Below are 24,748 nucleotides of genomic sequence, written 5' to 3'. Positions count from 1 at the left end.
GGGTGCGTGGCCTGGATTCTGGTCTGGACCAACGGACTGGTCAAGCCCGGGACTGTCCGGTTCCGGGCAGGCGTGCACGGGCACGCCCGCCCGTTACCCCGGGTAGGTCCGTCAGGCGGCGGGTACGGAGTCCTCGAACGCGGTGCCCGCCGTGCGGTAGGCCGCCACCTTGGCGGCCACCTGCGCCGGGGTCAGGACCTGGTCCTTCACGTGCAGGACGTAGTCGACCTTCTGGTCGTAGGACCGGGGTGTGGTCGACGTCTGGCCCTGGAGGTCGATGAGCCACTGGTTGAAGTTGATGGACATGGGGCGCTCGGGCAGATAGCGGGCGTCGTGGCGGCCGAACTCCTGGCCGTCGACGTAGTAGACGATCGTGTTGTCGTCGATGGTCAGGACCAGGTCGTGCCAGCCGGCGTAGCTCGCGCGGACCTCGGAGTGCTGGTTGACTGCCTCCCAGGGATCGGGCCGGTAGGTCTCCCACGAGGTGGTGTAGAGGATGTTGGCGGGCTCGCCCCAGCCGCCGTTGGGCAGGTACTCGAAGTCGTACTCGGCGTAGTCGTCGGCCATCGGCGCCTTGAGGTCGTTGATGGTGAAGAAGGTCTGGACGAGGCGGTCGCCGTCCGGCCCGGAGACCGGGGCGTCGGAGAAGCGGACCCGTGCGGCGTACGTGCCGTTCCTGAACTTCGTCGCCCGGGTGAGGATCTCGGTTTGCCGGGTCGACTCTGCGGTGCCGGCGGTCGAGGTCCGCAGGTTCATGATCGAGTTGGTGCCCTCCTTGGCGAAGGTCACGTTCTCGGCGGCCCACGTGGCGCCCGGCACACCCGGTCCGCCGGAGTTGGACCGCACGCTCCATCCGTGGGCGGAGACCGCGGGGTCGGTGTGGCCGGTGTAGTCGAAGTCGTCGAAGAGGGCGGCCCCGCCGGTGGGCGGCGGTGTGGTGGGGTCGGTCGGGGTCGGGGTGGGCTCGTTGCCCGCGGGGGCCGTGCCCCAGACCTGGACCCCGCCGACGGTGGCCGTGACCTTGCTCCAGGTCGCGTAGGCCGTCTGCGACGGACCGAAGGAGTAGTCGTCGCTCTGGTTCAGCGGCTGCCAGTTGGAGCGGTGGAAGCGCAGCTGCATGTCTCCGGTGTCCGCGCCGGGGGCGAGACTGCCGGCGCCGGCGGTGAAGCCGACCTCCAGATAGCGGTCGGCGGTGGCGGTGGGGTTGGCGAGGGTGCCGAAGGTTCCGGTGAGGTTCGCGCAGCCCTTGACCGCCCAGGAGCAGGCGTAGGTGTACGAGGCTCCCGCGTCGGCCTTGAAGTAGTACCGCACCTTCACCTGGCTCAACGGGACGCTCGACGAACCGGAGTTGACCACCTTGAACCAGGGCTCGACCTGGTCGCTCCCGGTGGCGCTCTGCCGGTACTGGACGGTGACGGCCTCGCCCGCCGCGGCCGCCGGAAGGGCGGTCAGGGCGGTGGCGCCGAGGCCGGTCACGGCGGCGACGGCGAGCGCGGCACGTGCCCGCAGGTTCCTGGTGCTCTTCGGTTCACTCATCGGGTTTCCTCTCCTGAGGGGGTGACGGGGGCGGGGGAAAGGCGGCGCGGCACCCCGAGGGCGTCGAGCCGGGTCCTGTGGTGGCGCAGCCGCGCCAGGAAGGCGTTCCAGTCGCCGCGGCCGGACCAGGCGACCTCCGCGAGGGCGCAGAGCCGGGGGAACGTCAGGTACTCGGCGTGCGCGGCGGTGGGCACGTACTCGGTCCACAACTGGGCCTGGGCTCCGAGCACCTGGGCGGTCTCCTCGGCGCTCCAGTGGCCGGGCGCCGGGTCGGTGCCGTGGACGGCGCGCAGGTCGACGACGGCGCCGGGCTGGCCCGGGGGCTCGTCGGAGCGTGCCGACTGCGGATAGTCGAGGTAGGTGGTGCGGTGCGGCGCCATGACGACCCGGTGGCCACGACGGGCGGCGGTGCGGCCGTGCGCGGTGTCACGCCAGGGCATGACGGTGAAGTACGGGGGGAGGTCGGCGCCGGTCTCGGTCCAGCCGAGGGGCCGGCGGCCGGCGTCGAGGAGATGGCCGCCGATCCGCTCCATGAACCAGCCGTGCAGGGCGGCGGGCCCGTCGAGCCCCTCCTCGACGGCGCGCCGGCGCGCGGCGGGCGAGGCGTGCCATTCGGTGGTCGGGCACTCCTCTCCCCCGACGTGGACGTACGGCGAGGGGAAGACGTCCATCACCTCGTCGAGGACGTCACGGCAGAAGTCCAGGACCTCGTCGTGGACGCCCAGGACCGTGTCGCACACCCCCCAGCGGTCCCAGACGCCGAGGGCCCGGTCCGGCCGGTTGCCGAGCGCGGGGTAGGCGGCGAGCGCGGCCCTGACATGGCCGGGCATCTCGATCTCGGGGACGACGGTCACACCGCGCTCGGCGGCGTGCCGGACCAGCGCGGTGAGTTCGGCACGGGTGTAGGCGCCGCCGTGCGGATGGCCGCCGACCTCGGTGAGACGGGGGCGGGACGCGACGGGCATGCGCCAGCCCTGGTCGTCGGTGAGGTGGAGGTGGAGGACGTTGAGCTTGTGCAGGGCGAGGAGGTCGACGTACCGGTGGAGGAAGGAGACGGTCCGGAAGGTGCGGGCGACGTCGAGCATGGCGCCGCGCCAGGGGAACCGGGGTGTGTCGGTGATCTGCACACAGGGGACGGACCAGGCGACGCCGGGCGAGGGGCCGTCGTACAGGGCCTGCACGGGCAGTAGTTGACGGAGGGTCTGGACGCCGGCGACGAGACCCTGGGGGCGGGCGGCGCGCATCAGCACGCCCTCTGCGCCCACCGTCAGGCCGTACCCCTCGTCGCCGAGTCCGGTGAGGGCGGGGTCGAGGGCGAGGACGACGGTGCCGTCGGACCGTTCGGGCAGGGGCAGACCGGTGGCGGGGCCCAGGAGGGTGCGCAGCAGCCGGGCGGCCCCTTCGGCGCCGGGGGCGACCTTGAGCGCGGTGGCGTGGTCGAAGGTGAACCTGCCGGACAACTGGTGGAGTTGGGTGGGCTGGGGAACGAGTGGGGGCAGGCGCATGGCGTGCTCGTTATCCCTTCACGGCTCCGCCGGTCATCCCGGCGGCGACCCGGCCCTGCAGGACCAGGAACAGGACGAGGACGGGCAGGGCGAAGAGCGTGGAGGCCGCCATGGTGGCGCCCCAGTCGGTGCCGAAGACGTTGGAGAAGGAGGAGAGCCAGACGGGCAGCGTCCGGTCGTCCTGGTTCTTGATGATCAGCATGTTGGCGAAGGCGAACTCGTTCCAGGCGGTGATGAATCCGAAGAGCGAGGTGGCGAGGAGACCGGGCGCGAGCAGCGGCAGCGTCACCCGGCGGAACGCCTCCGCCCGGGTGCAGCCGTCGACCTGGGCGGCCTCTTCGAGCTCGGCGGGGACGGCGGCGAGGAAGGAGCCCAGGGTCACGATGGTGAAGGGCAGCGTGATCATGAAGTAGATCAGGGTCAGGGTCGCCAGCCGGTCGAGCAGGTCGGCGTCCCGGGCGATGACGTACATCGGGATCAGCAGGGCTTCCCAGGGCGCCACCTGGGCGATGAAGACCATCAGGATGAAGCCCCGGCGGCCGCGCCAGCGCATCCGGGCGACGGCGAACGCGGCACCGAGCGCGACGACGAGCGCGAGCAGGACACAGCCGGCCGTGACGAGAAGGCTGTTGCGCCAGAAGAGCCAGAATCCGTCCGCCTCCACGGCGTCGGCGAAGTGCTCCAGCGTGAGGGAGGTGGGCAGGAAGACCGGGGTCTCGGTCTGGATGTCCCGGGTGGGTTTGAAGGCGGTCAGGACCATCCAGTACACGGGGAAGACGGCGAGGACGAAGACGATCGCCGCGGCCGTGTTCAGCGGTAGGCGGCGCAGGGCGCGGGGTGTCACCGGTCGGCCTCCTGCCGGAGCAACTGACGGAAGTAGGCGATCAGCACGGCGACCAGGAGGAGCACGGTCAGGGTCGAGACGGCCGAGCCGAGGTCGTAGCGGTGCAGGGACTGCGCGATCCGGTAGGCGTAGATCGGCAGCGTGGTGGTCGCGTCGCCCGGGCCACCGCGGGTGACGGCCCAGATCTGGGCGAAGCAGCGGAAGACCCAGATCACCTCGAGGCAGAGGACCAGGCCGAAGAGGGGACGGAGCAGGGGCAGGGTGATCGCGTGGAAGATCCGCCAGGCCCCGGCCCCGTCCAGCCGGGCCGACTCGTACAGCTCCTCCGGGACGGTCATCAGCGCCGCGTGCAGGGTGATGGCCGCGAACGGGACGGACTGCCAGACCACGAGAAGGACGAGGACGGTGAAGGCGGCCGTGCCGTCGGCGAGCCACGAGTATCCCTCGTAGGAGTCGAACCCCAGCCGTACGAGCACCCAGTTGACGACCCCGAGACGGGAGGCGAAGAGCCACTGGAAGACGGTGGTGGTGGCGATGACCGGGCTGGCCCATGCCATGACCAGCCCGCTCGTCACCAGGATCCGCATCCGCCGGCTCAGCCTGCGCATCATCAGCGCGACCAGGGTGCCGATCACCATGATCAGGGCGACGTTGACCAGGGTCCACCAGAAGGTGCGCCTGACGACCTCCCAGAACTCGGGGTCGGCCAGGACGGTCCGGTAGTTGCGGAGTCCGACGAACACCGCGTCGCCCCGGATCAGTTCGCCCATCCCGTAGTGCTGGAGCGAGATCAGCAGGTTGCGGACGAGGGGGTAGCCGAGGAGCAGGGCGCCGCCGAGGACCGTCGGCGCGACGAGGAGGTAGGGCCAGAGTGCGGCCCGGCGCCGCCCGCTCACGAGCCGAGGGTCTTGGTGATGCTCTCCGACGCGTCCTTGGCGGCCTTCGCCGGGTCGGTACCGGTGAGCACGGCGGTCAGGTACTGCTTGATCGGGTTGGTGGCCTCGACGGCCGCCCACTGGGGGGAGTTGGGCGTCGCGCGGCCCTGCGCGGCCCCTGCGGCCATGGCGGCGGTGCCGGGGTCGTCCTGGATGACCTTGGCGAGCGAGGTGCGGTTGGGGACGTAGCTCATCGTCCTGGCCATCTCCGTCTGCCACTTCTCACCGGCGAGCGCCTTGATCACCTCGTAGGCGGCGTCGGGGTGGGCGGAGGCCTCGGGGACGATGAGATCCGAGCCGCCGGTGAAGACGGCGCCGGGCTTGTCGGCCGACTTGCCGGGGATCGGGAAGAAGCCGAGCTTGCCCTTGAGCGCGGGGTTGGCCTCCTCGACGATCTTCGCGCCTCCCGGTACGGCGATGATCTGGGCGACGTCGCCCTTGGCGAAGACGTCGGCCTGCGGGGGCTTGGCCTCGTCGGAGTCCTTGGGCCCCTTGCCGAGGGCCTGGAGCTGCCGGTAGAACTCCATGCCGGCCAGCGCCTCCGGGGTGTCGAGCGAGCCCTTCCACGTCTCGCCGTCGCGTACGGCGAGGTCGCCGCCGTCCTCCCAGACGAAGCCGGCGAAGGCGTACCAGTTCTGGCCGGGGAGGTAGATGCCCTGGGTCGGGCCCTTGTCGAGCTTGGCGGTGACGGCGAGCCACTCGTCGCGGGTCTTCGGCGGGGCGGTGATGCCGGCCTGCGCGAAGAGGTCCTTGTGGTAGATGACGACCCGGCTGGCGGCGTACCAGGGGATGCCGTACTGCTTGCCGTCGATCCTGCCGGGCTCGGCGAGTCCGGGCAGCCAGTCGGCGCCGTTCAGCTCGTCGACCTTGTCGCTGAGGTCTCGGACGCCGCCGCTCACCGCGTACTGGGCTATCTGCGTGTTGCCGACCTCGATGACGTCCGGGGCGTCGTTGCCGGCCAGGGCGGCGGTGACCTTCTCGCCGATGCCGTCCCACTCCTGGATCTGGATGTCGAGGGTGGTGCCCTGGTGCGTCGCCTCGAAGTCGGCGCGGAAGCGCGTGAGGAAGTCGTCGGTGACGCTGTCCTTCATGATCCACACGGTCACCTCGCCGGAGTCTCCGGCCTTCGGGTCGTCCGTCGAACCACAGGCGGTGGCACAGAGGGCGAGGGTCGCCGCGACGGCGACGGGCGCTGCGAGGGATCTGGTCTTCACGGGCACCTCGGAGAAGGAGAATTGACCAATTGGTCAAGTGGTCAGCTGCGTGACCAGAAGGTGGCATGGACCAATGAGGCCGTCAACCCCTTGAAAAATATGCGTTGTTCACAGACTCCCCGCCCGCGAGCCTGGTTAGGATGAGGCTTACCAGTTGACCAGTCAGGAGTCAGGGAGAGCGCATGAAGGACAGCCCCTCGGGCGGGGTGCTGAAGCGGGAGCGGGTACGGGAGCATCTGCTGGGGCTGATCGAGGCGGGTGGCCCGGGTGACCCGATCCCCTCCGAACGCACGCTCTGCGCCACCCTCGGCGTCTCGCGCCCCACCCTGCGGGCCGCCGTCGACGAACTGGTCGCCACGGGAGCGCTCGTACGGGAACACGGGCGCGGCATGTTCGTCGCCCCCGCCAAGATCACCCAGCAACTCGCTCCGGACGACACGGCGTTCGCCGTGCCCCGGGCGGCGGGCAGCTGGTCGAGCACGGTCCTCGAGTCCGCCAGGACGCGGGCGGGGGCCCGGATCGGACGCAAGCTCCGGGTCTCCCCCGCCGCCGAACTGCTCTACATCGCCCGGCTCCGCCTGGTCGACGGCTCCCCCATGGCCATCGAGCACCTCCACATCCCGGCGGACCTGGTGCCCTCCGCGCTCACCGCCGAGGAGCTGGAGGCCGGTGACCTCTACGACCATCTGCGCGAGCACCACCGCATCCACGTCCGGGAGGCGACACAGTCCATCGAACCGACCGTCGTCAGCGAGGCGGAGGCGCGCCTGCTCGACGTCCCCGTCCTCTCCCCCGCCCTGCTGATCGAGCGTCTCACCCTCGACACCTCGGCCCGGCCCGTCGAGTACGTCCACTCGGTCTACCGGGGCGACCGCTACCGGATCGTCTCCCGCCTCGACTTCACCCGCGACGGCGTCGTGACCTCCTCGACGGAGGGCGATGCATACTGACCGCCGGAACCACGGCGGGGAGGGCACGCGATGGAACTCAAGCGGGAGCGGGTACGGGAGCATCTGCTGGCCGTGATCGACGGCCGTCGCCCGGGCGACGCGATCCCCTCCGAACGCACGCTGTGCGCCACCCTCGGCGTCTCGCGCCCCACCCTGCGGGCCGCCGTCGACGAACTGGTCGCCACGGGAGCGCTCGTACGGGAACACGGGCGCGGCATGTTCGTCGCCCCCGCCAAGATCACCCAGGAACTGGTGGCCGAGGACCACGCGGCGGGGGCGCCCCCGAGCAGGGGCAGCTGGACGAGCACGGTGCTCGAGTTCCGTACCGTGCGGGCGGGCGCGCGGATCGGCCGGAAACTGACCGTCTCCCCCGCTGCGGAGCTGGTCTACGTGGCGCGGCTGCGGCGGGTGGACGGCGCGCCGATCGCCCTGGAACACCTGCACGTCCCGGCCGAACTGGTCCCGGGTCTGACGGCGGCCGACATGGAGCGCGGCTTCTACGCCCACCTGCGGGAGCAGTGCGGCATCCGGACGGCGCGGGCCGTGCAGTCGATCGAGCCGACGGTCCTGAGCGAGGAGGAGGCCGCGCTGCTCGACGTCCCCGTCCTCTCCCCCGCGCTGCTCTTCGACCGGATCACCTCGGACACGGGCGGACGCCCGGTGGAGTACGTCCGCTCGCTCTACCGGGGCGACCGCTACCGGATCGTCTCCCGCCTCGCGCTCGCCGACGGCGCGCCCGACCACCCGGCGCCCGACGTGTCGCGGACCGGGGCGTGGTGGGGCACCGTGGAGTGACCCCCACCGAGAGGAGTTCGGCCGCCATGTCGAACCACACGTATCGCGTCACCGAGATCGTCGGCACCTCCCCCGACGGCGTCGACCAGGCCATCCGCAACGGCATCCAGCGTGCCGGACAGAACCTCCGGGGCCTGGACTGGTTCGAGGTGACGCAGGTCCGCGGCCACATCGTCGACGGGCAGATCGGCCACTACCAGGTCGGGCTCAAGGTCGGCTTCCGGCTGGAGGAGGGCGGCTCCTGAGGGGCGCGGCGTGAGGGGCGGCTCCCTGAGGAGCGGCTCCTGAGGGGCCGGGCGTCGGCCTTCCTTCACGGGGTCAGGTACGGCCCTCCTTCTCCTGCGCGTCCTTCAGCGCCTCCGAAGCGGTCGCCCAGCGGGCCCGGACGACAGCGAAGCCGGCCTCCTCGGCCGCGTCGCAGACCAGTTCGTCGTCGTCGACGAGCATCCGGATCTCACGGTCGCGGCCGAGCCGGCGCAGGATCTCCAGCTTGGTCCGGCGCGCGGGGCGGAAGTCGCGGTCACGCCGCATGTGGAGGGCGCCCTCCGGCAGTCCCTGTGCGGCCAGCCATGCGACGGTGTCCCGGCGGCAGCGCTCGGGGCGCCCGGTGAGATAGACGATCTCGCACTCCTCGGCGGCCTCCAGACACAGGGCTACGCCCTCCGCGAGCGGCGGGTCGTGCGGCGCCGCGGCGAAGAACGCCGCCCAGTCGCGCGGCCGGCCCTCCAGGAACCGCTGCCGGTGGGCGGTGCCGGCGAGGGTGTTGTCGAGGTCGAACACGGCGAGGGGGCTGCGGTTGGGCGTCACACGGACAGCGTAGGCAGTACGGACGAGGCCGGGACACGCGGCCCGCCGAGGGCCGGGGGTGCCAGGGGGTCGGAGACGCGCGGAGCGCCGGGACGCCGGGACGCCGGGACGCCGGGTCGCCGGGACGCCGGGTCGCCGGGTCGCCGGGTCGCCGGGTCGCCGGAGTGCGGCGGAGTGGCGGGACGCCGGGACGCCGGAGTGCGGCGGAGTGGCGGGACGCCGGGACGCCGGGACGCCGGAGTGCGGCGGAGTGGCGGGACGCCGGGACGCCGGAGTGTGGCGGGACGCCGGAGTGGCGGAGTGGCGGGACGCCGGGACGCCGGAGTGTGGCGGGACGCCGGAGTGGCGGAGTGGCGGGACGCCGGGACGCCGGAGTGTGGCGGGACGCCGGAGTGGCGGAGTGGCGGGACGCCGGGACGCCGGAGTGGCGGCGTGGTGGGACGCCGGGTGCGGGGCGCCACCTACCGGGTGCTGAGGCGCCGGAGTCCCGGGTCGCCGGTACCCGAGTGCCGGCATGCCGTCGCCGACCGTTTCGCCCCGCCCGGGAATCCTCCGCGCCCGCGCGCGTTGAAACCTGCGTGACCTCTTCGCTCGGCGGCATCCGCTTCTCCGTCCTCGACCGTTCCCGGACCCGGGAGGGTGAGGACGGGGCCGTCGCCCTGCGGGCGAGCGTGGAGCTCGCGCGGCAGGCGGAGGCGCTCGGGTACCACCGGTTCTGGGTCTCCGAGCACCACAGCGTGCCCGGCGTGGCCGGTTCCGCGCCGACCGTGCTCGCGGCCGCCGTGGCCGCCGCGACCTCGTCCATCCGGGTCGGCACCGGCGGGGTGATGCTCCCCAACCACCAGCCGATGGTCGTCGCCGAACAGTTCGGCGTCCTGGAGTCGCTGTTCCCGGGCCGGATCGACATGGGCCTCGGCCGCTCCGTCGGCTTCACCGACGGGATCCGGCGCGCGCTCGGCCGGGACAAGGAGGACGCGGACCGCTTCGGCGAGCAGCTGTCCGAGCTCCTCGGATGGTTCGACGGCACCCAGACCGCCCACCCCCAGGTGCACGCGCGCCCGGCGGAGGGGCTGCGGATCCCGCCGTACGTCCTCGCGACCGGCGAGGGCGCGACGATCGCCGCCGAGGCGGGGCTGCCGCTGGTGATCGGCGATCTGCGCGGCAGGGAGCGGATGCTGGGCGCCGTCGACGCCTACCGGTCCGCGTTCCGCCCCTCGGCGTGGTCCGAGGAGCCGTACGTCGTGATCGCGGGCACCGTCGCCGTCGCCGCGACCGAGGAGGAGGCGCGGAGCCTGCTGATACCGGAGGCGTGGTCGCTCGCCCACTCCCGCACCCAGGGCGTCTTCCCGCCTCTCAGGCCCGTGGAGGAGATCCTGCGGCTCCCCATGACCGACAGGCAGCGCGGCTTCTTCGAGTCGGGTCTGACGGGACACCTGTACGGCACGGAGGAGCAGGTCGGCGACGCGCTGGAGCGGGTGGCGAAGGAGAGCGGGGCTCAGGAAGTACTGGTGACGACGAGTACGTACGACCGTGCGGCGCTCCTCGACTCGTACCGCCGTCTCGCTCGCGTGACGGGCCTGACCAGCGCAAACACCTAGGATTGCGGAATGCCCGACACTCGTATCGACGGCCACGACCCGTACGTCCGCGTCCGGGGCGCCCGCGAGCACAACCTCGCCGGCGTCGACGTGGACGTCCCGCGTGACGCGATCGCCGTCTTCACCGGGGTGTCCGGCTCCGGCAAGTCCTCGCTCGCGTTCGGGACGATCTACGCGGAGGCCCAGCGCCGCTACTTCGAGTCGGTCGCGCCCTACGCCCGGCGCCTGATCCATCAGGTGGGGGCGCCGAAGGTCGGCGAGATCACCGGGCTTCCCCCGGCGGTCTCCCTCGAACAGCGCCGATCCTCGCCGAACACCCGCTCGTCGGTCGGCACGGTCACCACGCTCTCCAACTCGCTGCGCATGCTCTTCTCCCGCGCCGGGACGTATCCGGCGGGGGCCGCGCGGCTCGACTCCGACGCGTTCTCGCCGAACACCGCCGTCGGCGCCTGCCCCGAGTGCCACGGTCTGGGCCTCGTCCACGAGACCGGCGAGGAACTCCTCGTACCCGACCCGCAGTTGTCGATCCGGGAGGGCGCGATCGCCGCGTGGCCCGGCGCCTGGCAGGGCAAGAACCTGCGCGACGTGCTGGACGCGCTCGGCCACGACGTCGACCGACCGTGGCGGGAGCTCGACGCGAAGGACCGGGAGTGGATCCTCTTCACCGACGAGCAGCCGGTCGTCACGGTCCACCCGGTACGGGATGCGGGCCGCATCCAACGGCCTTACCAGGGAACGTACATGAGCGCCCGCCGCTATGTGCTGCACACGTTCTCCGACTCGAAGAGCCCCACGCTGCGGGCGAAGGCCGAGCGCTTCCTGACCAGCGCGCCGTGCCCGGTGTGCGAGGGCAGCCGGCTGCGGCCGGAGGCGCTCGCGGTGACCTTCGCGGGACGCACGATCGCCGAACTGGCCGCTCTTCCGCTGACGGCTCTGGCGGGGCTCCTGACGGAGCACGACGGCTCGGAGACGGCGCGGTTCCTGACCGAGGACCTCGTCGCGCGGATCGGCACGGTGACCGAACTGGGCCTCGGCTATCTCAGTCTGGACCGCACCACCCCGTCACTCTCCAGCGGAGAGCTCCAACGGCTGCGCCTGGCCACCCAGTTGCGTTCGGGCCTTTTCGGGGTCGTGTACGTACTCGACGAGCCCTCCGCGGGTCTGCACCCGGCCGACACCGAGGCGCTGCTGGTCGTCCTCGACCGGCTCAAGGCCGCCGGCAACACGGTGTTCGTGGTGGAGCACCATCTCGACGTGATCCGCCACGCCGACTGGATCGTGGACGTCGGCCCCCGGGCGGGGGTGCACGGCGGCCGGGTGCTGCACAGCGGTCCGCCGGAGGACCTCGCGGGCGTGGAGGAGTCGGCGACCCGCCGATTCCTCTTCGACCGCGCCCCCGCCCCCGCGCGGACGGTGCGCCGGCCCACCGGCTGGCTGCGCACCGGGCCGGTCACCCGGCACAACCTCAAGGCGGTCGACGCGGCCTTCCCCACCGGGGTCCTCACGGCGGTGACCGGGGTCTCGGGGTCGGGCAAGTCGACCCTGGTCGGCACGCTCGGCGAGGAACTCAAGGGCGTGGAGCGGCTGGTGACGGTGGACCAGAAGCCGATCGGGCGGACGCCGCGCTCCAACCTCGCGACGTACACCGGTCTCTTCGACGTGGTCCGCAAGCTGTTCACGGCCACCGAGGAGGCCCGGGGGCGCGGGTACAAGGCGGGACGGTTCTCGTTCAACGTGCCCGGCGGGCGGTGCGAGACGTGTCAGGGCGAGGGCTTCGTCTCGGTCGAGCTGCTCTTCCTGCCGAGCACGTACACCCCCTGCCCCGACTGCCGGGGCGCCCGCTACAACCCGGAGACCCTCGAGGTGCAACTGCGGGGGCTCACGATCGCGGAGGTCCTGGATCTCACGGTCGAGGCGGCGGCCGGCTTCTTCGCCGACACCCCGGCGGCCGCCCGCAGTCTGCGCACACTGCTCGACGTCGGCCTCGGCTATCTCCGGCTCGGCCAGCCGGCGACCGAGCTGTCCGGGGGCGAGGCCCAGCGCATCAAGCTCGCCGCCGAGCTCCAGCGGCTGCGCCGTGGGCACACTCTCTACGTCCTGGACGAGCCGACGACCGGCCTCCACCCGGCCGATGTGGAGGTGCTGATGCGCCAGCTCCACGGCCTGGTCGACGCCGGGCACTCGGTGGTCGTCGTCGAGCACGACATGGACGTGGTCGCCACGGCGGACTGGGTGCTCGACCTCGGTCCGGGCGGCGGCGAGGAGGGCGGCAGGATCGTCGCCGAGGGCCCGCCGCACACGGTGGCCGCCGCGCCGGAGAGCCGGACCGCGCGCTACCTCGCGGCCCGGCTCGGCGGTCGAGGCCCCCGGTGAGCCCTAGGGCGTGTTGCGAAAGTAGCGCCGTCCGCCCGAAGGGCGGGCCCCGCGGCGTCTGGTGCGTGCGATCGCAAGGCGGAGGGTCGTCCTCGTACCGGGTGTACTCGGACGATCCCGACAACGCAGCGAGCGTGCGTGCCAGGCGTCGCGGGGCAGGCGGGACTTTCGCAACACGCCCTAGCTGGGCTCCACGAACTGGACCTCCAGGCTCACCTTGATGACGTCACCGAGGAAGCCGGGGGCGAAGTCCAGGCCGAAGTCGCTGCGCCGGAACTCACCGGTGGCGTCGAAGCCCGCGTGCCGGCTGCCTTCCATCGGCACCTCCACGACTCCCCCGAACTCCACGTCGAAGGTGACGGGCCGGGTGACGTCCCCGATGGTGAGGTCGCCCTGGAGCGTCCAATCCTCGTCCGCACCGCCGATCCGGGTCGAGCGGAACGTCATCGTGGGGCGCTTCTCCACGTCGAGCATGTCCGCGGCCCGCACATGCGCGTCACGGTCCGCGTTGCCCGTGTCGATGGAGGCCAGCGCGACGGTCGCGGTGATCGACGAGTCCGCCAGGCTCTCACCGACGACGAGCTCCGCGTCGAGGTCGTTGAAGCGGCCGCGCACCTTGGAGATGCCGAGGTGACGGACGGTGAAGCCGACGGCGGAGTGCAACGGGTCGAAGGCCCAGCGGCCGGCGGTCAGCGGCAGTGCGGTCGGGCTGGTCTGCTGTTCAGTGGTCATGGCTCCACGCTGGGGCCTCGCCGTCCCACGAGGAAGGCCGCGCCCGGACGGGTAGTACGGAGTCTGGTAGTGCGGAGCCTGGCAGTGCGGGGCCTGGCAGTGCGGGGCCTGGTAGTCGCGGAGCCTGGTAGTGACAGGGCCACCCTGTTCTCGCACCGCGCTCGTACGATCGTGGAGTGAGCGACAACGAACTGGGAGCGTTCCTGCGCGCCCGACGCGAGGCCCTGACACCCGCCCAGGCAGGGCTGCCCGCCGGGACACGCCGGCGGACCCCGGGGCTGCGGCGGACAGAGCTGGCGATGCTCGCCGGGATCAGCGTCGAGTACCTGGCCCGCCTGGAGCAGGGCCGGGACCGCAACCCGTCGGCCCAGGTCCTCGGCGCGCTGAGCGACGCCCTGCGGCTGCCCCTCGACGCCCGGGTCCATATGCGGCGGCTGCAGAAGCACGGTCAGGACCAGCACATGTGCGCGCTCGCTCCGGCCCCGGCCCGTGAGGTGCGGTCCACCGTGCGTGTGCTGCTCGACCGGCTCGGCGAGACGCCGGCCGCGGTGACGAACATGCTCGGTGAGATCGTCGCGTACAGCGACGGCTTCGCGCGGCTCGCGGGGCCGGTGGGCCTGCTCGACGGCGATCCGCCGAGCATGCCGCGGTACGTCCTCACCGATCCGAGGGCCCGGGAGGTCTACCCGGACTGGGACCGGGTCGCCGACCAGCAGGTGGCGGGGCTGTACTTCGGCGTCACCGGCTCCGATCCGGCGATGGCCGAGCTGGCGAGGGAGCTGACGGTCACCGCCGGCGCGGCCTTCTCGGACCGGCTGGCCTCCGCCGGTGTGCTGCCGGAGCGCTCGGGGGTCGAGCGGCTGGTGCACCCCGAGGCCGGTGAGCTGCGGCTCGCGTACGAGGTGCTCGACCTGGCCGAGGCCGACGGGCAGCGGCTCGTGGTACGGCTGCCCGCCGACGAGGCGTCCTCCGTCGCCCTGGACCGGCTGGTCGGCCGCCGGCCGGGCACCTTGCGGGCGGTCGGCGGCTGACCAGGAAGGGCCCGGAGGCCGCGGGGCCGACCGCGACCCCTGCCTACCGGCGGCCGGACCTGCGCGTCGCGCGGAGCCACTCCTTGTTCATGGCCGCGATCGACGGGAGCGGGATCCCCTTCGGGCAGGCCGTCGCGCACTCCCCGGTGAGCGTGCAGCCGCCGAAGCCCTCGGCGTCCATCTGGCCGACCATGTCGAGGACCCGGGTCTCGCGCTCCGGGGAGCCCTGGGGCAGCACGTTGAGGTGGTTGACCTTCGCCGAGGTGAACAGCATCGCCGAGCCGTTCGGGCAGGCGGCCACGCACGCGCCGCAGCCGATGCACTCGGCGTGCTCGAAGGCGAAGTCGGCGTCCGCCTTCGGCACGGGGGTGGCGTGGGCCTCGGGGGCCGCGCCGGTGGGGGCGCTGATGTAGCCGCCGGCCTGGATGATCCGGTCGAAGGCGGAGCGGTCGACCACCAGGTCCTTGACCACGGGGAAGGCGGAGGCGCGCCAGGGCTCGATGTCGATGGTGTCGCCGTCGCGGAAGGACCGCATGTGGAGCTGACAGGTCGTGGTGCGCTCGGGGCCGTGGGCGTCTCCGTCGATGACCAGGCTGCACGCGCCGCAGATCCCCTCGCGGCAGTCGTGGTCGAAGGCGACGGGGTCCTCCCCGCGCAGGATGAGCTCCTCGTTGAGCGTGTCGAGCATCTCCAGGAACGACATGTCGGCGGAGATGCCGTCGATGTCGTAGGTGGACATGGCGCCGGGGGCGTCGGCGTTCTTCTGGCGCCAGATGCGCAGGGTGAGCTTCATGCGTAGCTCCGCTGGGTGGGGTGGACGTACTCGAAGACGAGGTCTTCCTTGTGCAGGACGGGGGCGCCGCCCTCGGTGAACTCCCAGGCCGCCGCGTACGAGAACTCCTCGTCGCGCCGCGCGGCCTCGCCGTCCGGCGTCTGGGACTCCTCGCGGAAGTGGCCGCCGCAGGACTCGGCGCGGTTCAGCGCGTCGAGGCACATCAGCTCGGCGAGCTCCAGATAGTCGACGATTCGGTTGGCCTTCTCCAGCGACTGGTTGAACTCCTCGCCCGTGCCGGGGACCTTGATGCGGCGCCAGAACTCCTCGCGGATCCGGGGGATGCGGTCGAGCGCCTTGCGCAGCCCCTCGTCCGTACGGGCCATGCCGCAGAACTCCCACATCAGTTCGCCGAGTTCGCGGTGGAAGGAGTCCGGGGTCCGGTCCCCGTCGACCGCGAGCAGCAGGTTGAGCCGGTCCTCGGTCTCGGCGAGCACCTCCCGCACCGCCGGGTGCTCGTCGGTGACCTGCTCGGCGTGCGGGTGGCGGGCGAGGTAGTCGTTGATGGTGGACGGCAGGACGAAGTAGCCGTCGGCGAGCCCCTGCATCAGCGCGGAGGCGCCGAGCCGGTTGGCCCCGTGGTCGGAGAAGTTGGCCTCGCCGATGGCGAACAGGCCCGGCACGGTGGTCTGGAGGTCGTAGTCGACCCAGAGTCCGCCCATCGTGTAGTGCACGGCGGGATAGATCCGCATCGGGACCTCGTACGGGTTCTCGGCGGTGATCCGCTCGTACATGTCGAAGAGGTTGCCGTACTTCTCCTCGACCGCCTTGCGGCCCATCCGCCGGATGGCGTCGGCGAAGTCCAGGTACACGCCCTGGCCGCCCGGTCCGACACCACGCCCCTCGTCGCAGACGTTCTTCGCGGCACGGGAGGCGATGTCACGCGGGACGAGGTTGCCGAAGGAGGGGTAGATGCGCTCCAGGTAGTAGTCGCGCTCGTCCTCGGGGATCTCGGCGGCGGGGCGGGTGTCGCCCTTCGCCTTCGGGACCCAGATCCGGCCGTCGTTGCGCAGCGACTCGCTCATCAGCGTCAGCTTGGACTGGTGGTCGCCGGTGCGCGGGATGCAGGTGGGGTGGATCTGGGTGAAGCAGGGGTTGGCGAAGTACGCGCCGCGCCGGTGGGCCCGCCAGACGGCGGTGGCGTTGGAGTTCATGGCGTTCGTCGACAGGTAGAAGACGTTGCCGTAGCCGCCGCTGGCGAGGACCACCGCGTCCGCGTAGTGGGTCGAGATCGCGCCGGTGACCAGGTCCCGGGCGACGATCCCGCGCGCCCGGCCGTCGACCACGATCAGGTCGAGCATCTCGGTGCGGGCGTGCATCTCGACGTTGCCCGCGGCGATCTGCCGGGAGAGCGCCTGGTACGCCCCGAGGAGCAGCTGCTGGCCCGTCTGGCCGCGGGCGTAGAAGGTGCGGGAGACCTGGACGCCGCCGAAGGAGCGGGTGTCGAGGAGTCCGCCGTACTCACGGGCGAAGGGGACACCCTGGGCGACGCACTGGTCGATGATCTCGACCGAGATCTGGGCGAGACGGTGGACGTTGGACTCACGGGCGCGGAAGTCGCCGCCCTTGACGGTGTCGTAGAAGAGGCGGTGGACGGAGTCGCCGTCGTTGCGGTAGTTCTTGGCCGCGTTGATACCGCCCTGGGCGGCGATGGAGTGGGCGCGCCGCGGGGAGTCCTGGTAGCAGAACTGGACGACGTGGTAGCCCTGTTCGGCGAGGGTCGCGCCGACGGAGCCGCCGGCGAGGCCGGTGCCGACGACGATGACGGTGTGCTTGCGGCGGTTGGCGGGGTTGACCAGCTTGGCCTGGAAGCGCCGGGTGTCCCAGCGTTCCGCGATCGGTCCCGCCGGGGCCTTGTGGTCGACGACCGGCTCACCGGTCGTGAAGTCGAGGAAGCTCATGTCAGCTCACCACTCCGGTCATGACGGCTACGGGTACGGAGATGAAGCCCGCGGTCAGGACGAGCGCGAGGCCGTTCGCGAGGGCCTTGAGCAGCCGCTCGCGCCGGGCGTTGCCGACGCCGAGGGTCTGCGCGGCGCTCCAGAAGCCGTGGCGGACGTGGAGGCCGACGGCGAGCATGGCGACGATGTAGATCACGTTGCCGTACCACGTGGAGAAGGTGTCCACGACGTTCTGGTACGGGTGGCCCTCCTGGAAGCCGCCGGTGTGGACGGTGCCGGTGGTCAGGTCCAGGATGTGCCAGACGATGAAGAGGGCCAGGATGATCCCGCCCCAGCGCATGGTGCGCGTGGCGTACGAGGACCTCCTGCGGCGGTGCACGTAGCCGGTGGGTCGTGCCTTGATGTCACGCCTGCTGAGCTGGTACGCGGAGACGGCGTGGCCGACCACGGCGGCGAGCAGCACGATCCGGACGAGCCAGAGGGCCCAGGAGTGGTGCAGGACCGGCGCGCCCATGGTGCGCAGCCAGTGGCCGTAGGCGTTGAACTCCTCGGGGCCGAAGAAGACCTTGAGGTTGCCCATGACGTGGGCCACGAGGTAGCCGAGCATGAGCAGACCGCTGACGGCCATGACGGTCTTCTTGCCGATGGTCGAGGACCAGAAGCCGCGGGGGCGGGTGGGCGGCGGGGGTGCCGTCTTCGTTGCCAGAGCCATGCATCCGACGCTAGGGCCGAAGGGCCCGAGAGGTCCAAGACATGGTCCGGCTTATCTCGATAGGCTGAGCCTATGCAGTTCCAGCAGCTCCAGTACTTCGTGGCGGTGGCCGAGACCCGGCACTTCACGCGTGCCGCCGAGCGGGTGCACGTCTCCCAGCCCTCGCTCTCGCAGCAGATCCGGGCCCTGGAGAAGGAGCTGGGGGCGGAGCTGTTCAGCCGGGCGCGGGGGAACATCACGCTGACCGACGCCGGCGAGGCGCTGCTGCCGCTCGCACGCCGGATCCTGGCGGACACGGACACGGCCCGCCACGAGGTGCAGGAGCTGGTGCAGCTGAGGCGCGGGCGGGTTCGGCTCGGTGCGACGCCGAGCCTCTGCACGGGTCTCCTGCCGGACGTGCTCCGCGCCTTCCACGACCTCCACCCCGGGATCCAGCTCCTCATCGAGGAGGGCGGTTCGCACGACCTCGTACGGGAGCTGGCGCGTGGCGCGCTCGACCTCGCCCTCGTGGTGCTGCCGCTGCCGACGCCGTCCCCGGCCCTGACGACGGTCGAGCTGTTGCGCGAGGATCTGGTGGTGGTCTCGAGCGCGGCGGCCCGGGCGCCGGCCCGGCCGGTACGTATCGCGGATCTGCGCGATCAGCCGCTGGTGATGTTCCGGCACGGCTACGACCTGCGGGAGCTGACGGTGGCCGCGTGCCGGGCGGAGGGCTTCGAGCCCACGTTCACGGTGGAGGGCGGCGAGATGGACGCGGTGCTCGGCTTCGTCCGGGCGGGCCTCGGGGTGGCGGTGGTGCCGGCCATGGTCGCGGCCCGCGCGGGCCGCGACCTCCGGGTCACGGCCCTGGCCCGTCCGGGGCTGCGCCGCACGATCGCGCTGGCTCACCGCAGCGACGTGGCACCGCCCCGGGCCGCGCGGGAGCTGCAGCGCCTGCTCCTCCGCTCCACCTGACCGCGCCCCGGTCGGGGCGGGCACCGTCCCCAGGGGGAACGTGCCCCTCGGCGGGTGTCACACCGCGTCCGCCAGGAGCAGGGAGTGGATGCGGTCCGGTGCGCCCGGGCGCGCGTAGTACCAGCCCTGGGCGGTGTCGCAGCCGAGCTCCCTGAGCTGCTGCGCCTGTGCGCCCGTCTCCACGCCTTCCACCGTCACCGCCAGTTCCAGGCTGTGCGCGAGCGAGACGATGCCCTCCACGATCTTGAGGTCGACCGGGTCCGCGGGGTGCTGCTGCATGCCCTGGGTGAAGGAACGGTCCAGCTTGAGGACGCTCACCGGCAGCCGCCGCAGATTGGCCAGGTTCGAGTAGCCCGTGCCGAAGTCGTCGAGCGCGATGTCCACACCCATCTCGGCGAGCTGGCGCAGCGGCTTCAGCAGGTCGTCGTCGGCGCCGATCAGCGCCGACTCGGTGACCTCCAGGCAGAGCGCGCCCGGTTCGAGGCCCGAGCGCTCCAGGACGTCGACGGTGTCGGCGACCAGGCGCGGATGGTGCAGCTGGGTCGGCGAGAGGTTGACGTTGATGCGCAGCGGGCCGCCGTCGGCGTGCCGGGCCTGCCAGAACCGGGCCTGGCGGACGGCCTCCTGGAGGACCCAGCGGCCCAGCGGCACGATCAGCCCGGTGTTCTCCGCGAGCGGGATGAACCGGTCGGGCCCCAGGACGCCGTGCTGCGGATGGCACCACCGTACGAGCGCCTCGGCGCCGTGCACGCTGCCGTCGCCGAGATGTACCAGCGGCTGGTACTCGATGAAGAACTCTCCGCGCTCCAGGGCCGCCGGAAGCGCGGTGGTCAGCCCGTGCCGGGTGATCGCCCGGGCGTCGGCCTCGGCGTCGGCGAACTCGAAGCGGTTTCCGCCGGCCGACTTGGCGCGGTACATGGTGATGTCGGCGCTGCGCAGCACCTCGGCCGGTGTCCGCTCCCCCGCCGGTCCCTCGACGACACCGACGCTGCCGCGGACCGTCAGCTCACGGCCGTCGATACGGACGGGGGTGGCGAGCGTGGCGAGGATGCGGTTGGCCAGCTCGACGACCTCGCGCTCGGTGTGCGGACCGGTGGTCAGCGCGACGAACTCGTCGCCACCGAGGCGGGCCACCATCTCGCCCGGGGCGGTGGCGCAACTCTGCAGCCGGTCGGCGACCTCGACGAGGAGCCGGTCGCCGGTCGCGTGGCCGAGGCTGTCGTTGATCGCCTTGAAGCCGTCCAGGTCGAGGTAGCAGAGGCCGAAGCGGCCGCCGTCGGCCGAGCCGAGCGCCTTCTCCAGGCGTTCGAAGAACAGGGTCCGGTTGGGCAGCCCGGTGAGCGCGTCATGGGTCGCCTCGTACCGCAGGCGCAGGTTGAGCAGCCGCCGCTCGGTGGTGTCCTCCAGGAGGGCGAGCTGGTACTGCGGGAAGCCCTCGGCGTCGCGCAGCAGCGAGACCGTGAGGTTGGTCCACAGGACCGTGCCGTCGCCCCGGTAGTACGGCTTCTCCACGCGATAGTGCTCGCGCTCTCCGCGTACGAGTTCGTCGTAGAGCTTCCAGACGTGCGGGCCGTCCTCGGGGTGGGCCCACTCCTTGACCTTGCGGGCGCGGATCTGCCCGTCCAGGCCGCCGAACATCCGGGTGAGGGTCTCGTTGACCTCCAGGACGTTCCCTTCGAGGTCGGCGATGCCGATCCCGACCGCCGCCCCGTCGAAGACCGCCCGGAAGCGGCTCTCAGTCGTGTGCAGGGCGACTTCGGCGGCGTTGCGGGCGCTGAGCGCGGAGCGGGCGATGGCCTCCTGCTCGGCGCGGGTCCGCTCGCGCAGGGCCTGGGCGAAACCGGCCGCCATCGCGTGCTGCAGCCGTGAACAGCGGGCCCGCAGCTCCTCCGTGGAGGTGGTGCTCTCCTCGTCACCGCAGTAGAGCACCAGGTAGGCGTCGATGACGCCGAGGGTGCGGCTGAGCGCGTCGGGCTCCGTGCAGTGGATGCCGACCAGCGCGGCGCCGACGCCGTGGGCGGGCGCCGTGTCCAGGGACCGGTCGTGCAGCGCGGCGCACAGCGCGCGGGCGAGCGGCATCAGTTGCTGCTCGAACTCGGCGCGGGTCATGGAGGTGGCCGTGACGGGGAAGGTGGCCCGGCTCCAGATGGTCACGAACCGCCGGAGTCTGCCCTCCAGGCTGTCCGGTTCCGCACCGGAGCCCGACGGCTGCGACGGCACCTTCACGCCTTGCGCCCCACACCGGCGAAGCCCGAGAAGGCGTAGGGATCCTCCTCCTCGACCGGGCTCTCGGGCCGCCACTCCGGCATGGAGACCACGCCGGGCTCGACCGGCTCGCAGCCGTCGAAGAACCGGCTGATCTCGGCGTGCGAGCGCATCACGAGGGGGTTGCGGATCTGCCGGTACACACCGACGGTACCCGCGGCTTCGTCCTCCGTCAGCGGGATGCCCTCGTAGGAGGCGTGGGTCAGCACGAGCAGGCTGCCGGGGGCGAGGGCGTCGAGCAGCTCGGCGACCGCCGCGCGCGGCTCGTCCTCGTCCTCGAGGAAGTGCAGGACGGCCACCAGGAGCAGCGCCACGGGCTTTTCCAGGTCCAGGAGTTGGCGGACCTCGGGGCTGTCCAGGATCTCCCGGGGCTTGCGCAGGTCCGCCGCGACGACGGCGGCGCGCCCCTCGCCCTCCAGCACGGCCCGGCTGTGCGCCACGGCCACCGGGTCGTGGTCGACGTACACCACGCGCGCGTCGGGCGAGGCGGCCATGGCGACCTCGTGGACGTTGCCGAACGTCGGTATGCCGGAGCCTATGTCGAGGAACTGGGTCACGCCCTCGGCGACGGCGTAGCGCACGGCGCGGCGCATGAAGGCACGGTTCGCCTGCATGACCTTGGGGAGTCCCGGCATGAACTCCATGGCCTTGCGGGCCGCTTCGCGGTCGACCTCGAAATTGTGCGAGCCGCCCAGATAGAAGTCGTACATTCGGGACACGCTCGGCACCGAGATATCGATGCCCGGCGGGGCCCAGGCGGGACGCTCCATCACTGTCTCCAACGAGTCAACCACGGGGGATGCGGCCAGGTGTTCGCGGCCGGTGTTCGAGCAGAGGCTACTGATCGCCCGTCGCGAGAGCGAGTGGAAACGGAAATTCGCGGTCCGTTCTTCGTCACACGCCATTGGCACGTGCGAGCGGAAGAGAAAGGTTCACGCCTTCAGCTCGTGCATTTTCACGTGCATACGGACGTGCGCCGGCCCGCCGTCACCGGGGAGGTGACGGCGGGCCGGCAGGCCGGAAGCGCGGCGCGGGGGACCTACTTGGGCGCTCCGACCAGCTTTCCCTCGGGGGACACGGCATACCAGGTGCCGCCCACACCCTGGCCGTTGGTGTCTCCGGGCTCCTCGTCGCCGGCGAAGGTGTAGAGGGGCCAGCAGTCGATGGTCTGCTGCTTGATGCCGTCGGGCCGGGAGAAGGTGACGAAGCCCTTCTTCGTGATGCCCTCGATGTCGTTCTTGTCGACGGGGGCGACAACCGGCCACTTCTCCAGGCAGGCACCGGTGCAGGCCGTCTTCATGGGCCAGGCGGAATCCTTCTTGAAGCGGTAGACCGTCATTCCCCGTGAATCGACCACGATCTCACCGAGCTTGGGGTCCTTGTGCACCGAGAGCCCGGCCGCGTCCGTCACCGGCTCCTCCTCGGCGCCCTCCTCCGCGGCGCCGCCGTCGGCTCCCGCCGAGGCCTTCTTGCCGTCGGGGGCGGAGGCGAACCAGGTGCCGCCGACACCCTGGCCGTTCACGTCTCCGGGCTTGGTGTCCTTGGCGTACCGGTACATCGGCCAGCCGCCGAGCGTCAGTTGCTTGCTGCCGTCGGCGCGGGTGACCTCGCCCAGCAGCGAGGCGTCCACGCCGGCCGGGGCCTTGGCGCCCTCCGCGCTCACCACGGGCCACGCCTTGACGCAGTCGCCCTCGCAGGTGGCCTTGGGCGGGGAGGCGGAGTCCTTGTCGAAGCGGTAGAGCGTGAAGCCCTCGCTGTCGGTGACCACCTTGCCGAGCTGCTTGGTGGACGCCACCGCCATCTGCCCGGCGGGCTCCGCCTCGCCGCCGCCGCTGTCGCCGTAACCCCCGGAGGCGTAACCGCCGGAGCTGTATCCGGCGTCGGCGGGCGCTCCGGCCGGGTTGGCGGCTCCCGCGGGCTGGCCGCCCAGTGTCTGGTCGCCCTGCTCCTGACCACACGCCGTCGTCAGTGCGAGCATCGTCGCCGCCGTCAGTGCGAGCGCCGCGTTCCCCCAGGTCTTCATGTCAACTCCCGTTGCATCATTGCTTGTCGGCGCAGCCTCCGCGGCCGCTTCACGGCATTGGATACGGGGCTCGGAGGCGTCGCACTCAACGGCGGCGAGAAAACTTTCGGAGATCGTCAAACCACTGACGGCCGAGATCCCCTCCATCCGGGGAATCCGGCCCGGTTCCCGGCGTGCTGGGCCGGGGCTCTGATCATGCTCTTCGGCGTGTCTGTGTCTCTGTACGGATCTCACCTCGCGCGGTCGCTGGCGGCCGCCGCGCTGCTGTGGCTGCTCGCCGCCCCGGCGCCCGCGGCCGCCGACGCCTGCGCCTACGCCGTGACCGGGCCGGGCGGCTCGAACACCGCGGTCGCGGGCGCCGGTCCGGGCGGGTGTCCGCCCCCGCCGACCACCCCGCCGCCATGTCCGGAGCCCACTCCGGAGCCGACTCCGTCGCCCACACCGGAACCGACGCCGACGCCCACACCGGAGCCGACGCCCGAGCCCACACCGGAACCGACGAAGGAACCACCCGAGGAACCGACGCCGCCGAAACCCCCGCCGCCGCCCCCTCCCGAGCGGGCGGATCCTCCGCCTCCGCCGCGGCCGGCCCCGCCGAGCCGCGCTCCGGCCCCGCCACCACCGGCGCCCGCTCCCCCGCCACCCTCGCCGACGCCGTCGGCGCGTACGCGACCGCCGGCACCCGCGCCCGCCCCCGTCGCCCTGCCCGAGTACCGCCGGGCCGCCCGGCCCCAGCCCACGGGCGGGCCCTCGCTCGTCTCCCTGATGCTGCTGGTCACCGCTCCCGCGGTGCTCGCGACAGCGATCCTGCGCCCGCGCTCCCGCTGAGCCCGCCGGCACTGAGCCCGCCGAGCGCACTGAGCCCGCCGAGTCCGCCGAGTCCGCCGAGTCCGCCGAGTCCGCCGAAGGGAACACCATGTCCGAATGGCTCGTCCTGACCATCGCGATGGCCGCCGCGTGCGCGGTCGTCCTCACCATCGTCGTCATCAACAACCGCAGGGTCCCCGACGACGACGATCCCAGCGAGACCCCCGACGTCATGGAGTACATGACCATGATGATCGGCGTGATCTACGCGATCGTGCTCGGCCTCGCGATCGCGGGCGTCTGGGAGGCACGCGGCGCGGCCCAGGAGACCGTCCGCCAGGAGGCCCAGGCGCTGCACGAGATCTCGGCCCGGGTCGAGGTGTACCCGGCCGGCGTCCGGGACCGGATCCGCGCCGACGTCGACGCGTACGCCGCGTACGTGGTCGACGAGGAGTGGGACCACATGTCCGAGCACGGCGCACTCAGCGAGCAGGGCACCCGGCTGCTCGAACAGGTGCGCAGGAGCGTGACCGACTACCGGCCCGCGGACGACCACGAGGGGCAGGCGTACCAACCGCTCGTGGACCAGGTGGCCGTGGTGGACGACGCGCGTGGGGCCCGGGGGCAGAACGCGGGGGCGACCATGCCCGGGGTGGTGTGGTTCGGCCTGATCATCGGCGCGCTGGTGACGGTCGGGCTCATCTTCACCCTGCAGATCCGGCGCACCGGCCGGGAGCTGCTGCTCGCGGGGCTGTTCAGCGCGCTCATCGCCTTCCTGCTCTTCCTGATCTGGGACTTCGACGCGCCGTTCGGGCGCGGGATCTCGGCGACGGCCACACCGTTCACCGACCTGTTCCCGCACCTCACGCGATAGCGGCGGCGCGCGACACGCCACCAGGGCCGTACGGGGGACATCGGTCCCCCATTCGCTCGTCTG

At 72.0% G+C, this 24,748-nt stretch carries 22 protein-coding genes; 8 read left to right on the top strand and 14 right to left on the bottom strand.

Features of this window, described 5'->3' with window-relative positions; genetic code table 11:
* Positions 1-111 precede the first annotated feature (111 nt).
* Genes ACZ3IJ_RS01875 through ACZ3IJ_RS01855 form a run of 5 tightly spaced genes read right to left on the bottom strand, consistent with a single transcriptional unit; the run spans position 112 to position 6,034 of the window.
* Positions 112-1,536 carry a cellulose binding domain-containing protein gene (locus ACZ3IJ_RS01875; RefSeq protein ID WP_467465674.1) on the bottom strand — a complete coding sequence of 475 codons (1,425 nt, stop codon included), beginning with the start codon at positions 1,534-1,536 and terminating at the stop codon, positions 112-114.
* Positions 1,533-3,041, bottom strand: coding sequence for a beta-N-acetylhexosaminidase (locus ACZ3IJ_RS01870; protein WP_467465673.1), 1,509 nt, complete (start codon positions 3,039-3,041; stop codon positions 1,533-1,535). The genes ACZ3IJ_RS01875 and ACZ3IJ_RS01870 overlap by 4 nt, the downstream gene beginning before the upstream one ends.
* A gap of 10 nt (positions 3,042-3,051) precedes the next feature.
* Positions 3,052-3,885, bottom strand: a complete 834-nt coding sequence (locus ACZ3IJ_RS01865; RefSeq protein WP_467465672.1) for a carbohydrate ABC transporter permease — start codon at positions 3,883-3,885, stop codon at positions 3,052-3,054.
* Positions 3,882-4,781 carry a carbohydrate ABC transporter permease gene (locus tag ACZ3IJ_RS01860; RefSeq protein WP_467465671.1) on the bottom strand — a complete coding sequence of 300 codons (900 nt, stop codon included), beginning with the start codon at positions 4,779-4,781 and terminating at the stop codon, positions 3,882-3,884. The genes ACZ3IJ_RS01865 and ACZ3IJ_RS01860 overlap by 4 nt, the downstream gene beginning before the upstream one ends.
* Positions 4,778-6,034, bottom strand: a complete 1,257-nt coding sequence (locus tag ACZ3IJ_RS01855; protein ID WP_467465670.1) for an extracellular solute-binding protein — start codon at positions 6,032-6,034, stop codon at positions 4,778-4,780. Before ACZ3IJ_RS01855 ends, ACZ3IJ_RS01860 begins: the two co-directional genes overlap by 4 nt.
* A gap of 182 nt (positions 6,035-6,216) precedes the next feature.
* On the opposite strand from ACZ3IJ_RS01855, the gene ACZ3IJ_RS01850 reads away from it, so the two are divergent.
* The 3 genes from ACZ3IJ_RS01850 to ACZ3IJ_RS01840 are packed head-to-tail and all read left to right on the top strand — an operon-like array spanning position 6,217 to position 8,024.
* Entirely contained in the window at positions 6,217-6,984 is a 768-nt protein-coding gene (locus tag ACZ3IJ_RS01850; RefSeq protein WP_391796493.1) for a GntR family transcriptional regulator, read from the top strand.
* Between the two features lie 30 nt (positions 6,985-7,014).
* Positions 7,015-7,779, top strand: coding sequence for a GntR family transcriptional regulator (locus tag ACZ3IJ_RS01845; protein WP_467465669.1), 765 nt, complete (start codon positions 7,015-7,017; stop codon positions 7,777-7,779).
* A gap of 26 nt (positions 7,780-7,805) precedes the next feature.
* A complete protein-coding gene (locus tag ACZ3IJ_RS01840) occupies positions 7,806-8,024 on the top strand; it encodes a dodecin (RefSeq protein WP_391796495.1) in 219 nt (72 codons plus the stop codon).
* Between the two features lie 73 nt (positions 8,025-8,097).
* On the opposite strand, the gene ACZ3IJ_RS01835 is transcribed toward ACZ3IJ_RS01840, so the two are convergent.
* A complete protein-coding gene (locus tag ACZ3IJ_RS01835) occupies positions 8,098-8,586 on the bottom strand; it encodes a phosphatase domain-containing protein (protein ID WP_467465668.1) in 489 nt (162 codons plus the stop codon).
* 578 nt (positions 8,587-9,164) lie between these two features.
* Here ACZ3IJ_RS01835 and ACZ3IJ_RS01830 point away from each other — a divergent pair.
* Positions 9,165-10,184, top strand: coding sequence for an LLM class flavin-dependent oxidoreductase (locus tag ACZ3IJ_RS01830; RefSeq protein ID WP_467465667.1), 1,020 nt, complete (start codon positions 9,165-9,167; stop codon positions 10,182-10,184).
* Between the two features lie 9 nt (positions 10,185-10,193).
* Positions 10,194-12,557, top strand: a complete 2,364-nt coding sequence (locus tag ACZ3IJ_RS01825; protein ID WP_467465665.1) for an ATP-binding cassette domain-containing protein — start codon at positions 10,194-10,196, stop codon at positions 12,555-12,557.
* A gap of 180 nt (positions 12,558-12,737) precedes the next feature.
* Here ACZ3IJ_RS01825 and ACZ3IJ_RS01820 read toward each other — a convergent pair whose 3' ends face one another.
* Entirely contained in the window at positions 12,738-13,289 is a 552-nt protein-coding gene (locus tag ACZ3IJ_RS01820; protein WP_467465664.1) for a YceI family protein, read from the bottom strand.
* A 176-nt stretch (positions 13,290-13,465) separates the two neighbouring features.
* Between ACZ3IJ_RS01820 and ACZ3IJ_RS01815 the strand changes: the two genes are divergently transcribed.
* Positions 13,466-14,320, top strand: a complete 855-nt coding sequence (locus tag ACZ3IJ_RS01815) for a helix-turn-helix domain-containing protein (protein WP_467465662.1) — start codon at positions 13,466-13,468, stop codon at positions 14,318-14,320.
* Between the two features lie 43 nt (positions 14,321-14,363).
* On the opposite strand, the gene ACZ3IJ_RS01810 is transcribed toward ACZ3IJ_RS01815, so the two are convergent.
* From ACZ3IJ_RS01810 to ACZ3IJ_RS01800, 3 genes are read right to left on the bottom strand one after another with little or no spacing between them, the layout of a single operon-like run.
* On the bottom strand, positions 14,364-15,113 hold the full coding sequence (locus ACZ3IJ_RS01810) for a succinate dehydrogenase/fumarate reductase iron-sulfur subunit (RefSeq protein WP_467465660.1): 750 nt from the start codon (positions 15,111-15,113) through the stop codon (positions 14,364-14,366).
* Complete coding sequence (locus ACZ3IJ_RS01805) at positions 15,110-17,053, bottom strand: fumarate reductase/succinate dehydrogenase flavoprotein subunit (protein ID WP_467465659.1); 1,944 nt, start codon at positions 17,051-17,053, stop codon at positions 15,110-15,112. The genes ACZ3IJ_RS01810 and ACZ3IJ_RS01805 overlap by 4 nt, the downstream gene beginning before the upstream one ends.
* 1 nt (position 17,054) lies before the next feature.
* Positions 17,055-17,681 carry a succinate dehydrogenase gene (locus ACZ3IJ_RS01800; RefSeq protein ID WP_467466253.1) on the bottom strand — a complete coding sequence of 209 codons (627 nt, stop codon included), beginning with the start codon at positions 17,679-17,681 and terminating at the stop codon, positions 17,055-17,057.
* A 156-nt stretch (positions 17,682-17,837) separates the two neighbouring features.
* Between ACZ3IJ_RS01800 and ACZ3IJ_RS01795 the strand changes: the two genes are divergently transcribed.
* The gene (locus ACZ3IJ_RS01795) at positions 17,838-18,716 is read left to right on the top strand and encodes a LysR family transcriptional regulator (RefSeq protein WP_467465658.1); all 879 of its coding nucleotides are present in this window, start codon (positions 17,838-17,840) and stop codon (positions 18,714-18,716) included.
* Between the two features lie 57 nt (positions 18,717-18,773).
* On the opposite strand, the gene ACZ3IJ_RS01790 is transcribed toward ACZ3IJ_RS01795, so the two are convergent.
* The 4 genes from ACZ3IJ_RS01790 to ACZ3IJ_RS01775 all read right to left on the bottom strand — a co-directional run bounded on the left by ACZ3IJ_RS01790 (position 18,774) and on the right by ACZ3IJ_RS01775 (position 23,783).
* Positions 18,774-20,942 carry a putative bifunctional diguanylate cyclase/phosphodiesterase gene (locus ACZ3IJ_RS01790; protein WP_467465657.1) on the bottom strand — a complete coding sequence of 723 codons (2,169 nt, stop codon included), beginning with the start codon at positions 20,940-20,942 and terminating at the stop codon, positions 18,774-18,776.
* Positions 20,939-21,751, bottom strand: a complete 813-nt coding sequence (locus tag ACZ3IJ_RS01785; protein ID WP_467465656.1) for an SAM-dependent methyltransferase — start codon at positions 21,749-21,751, stop codon at positions 20,939-20,941. The genes ACZ3IJ_RS01790 and ACZ3IJ_RS01785 overlap by 4 nt, the downstream gene beginning before the upstream one ends.
* Before the next feature lie 269 nt (positions 21,752-22,020).
* Positions 22,021-23,004 (bottom strand): SCO0930 family lipoprotein, encoded by a 984-nt coding sequence (locus ACZ3IJ_RS01780; protein WP_467465655.1) that lies wholly within the window; start codon positions 23,002-23,004, stop codon positions 22,021-22,023.
* A 311-nt stretch (positions 23,005-23,315) separates the two neighbouring features.
* Complete coding sequence (locus tag ACZ3IJ_RS01775) at positions 23,316-23,783, bottom strand: hypothetical protein (RefSeq protein WP_467465654.1); 468 nt, start codon at positions 23,781-23,783, stop codon at positions 23,316-23,318.
* Positions 23,784-23,920: 137 nt separating this feature from the next.
* Here ACZ3IJ_RS01775 and ACZ3IJ_RS01770 point away from each other — a divergent pair, with 137 nt between their 5' ends.
* A complete protein-coding gene (locus tag ACZ3IJ_RS01770; RefSeq protein WP_391796509.1) occupies positions 23,921-24,685 on the top strand; it encodes a bestrophin-like domain in 765 nt (254 codons plus the stop codon).
* The last annotated feature ends 63 nt before the right edge of the window (positions 24,686-24,748 follow it).

The sequence above is a fragment of the Streptomyces sp. NPDC013317 genome, assembly GCF_055563155.1.
Note: the sequence above shows the minus strand (reverse complement) of the source record. Positions and strands in the feature narration are given on the sequence as shown.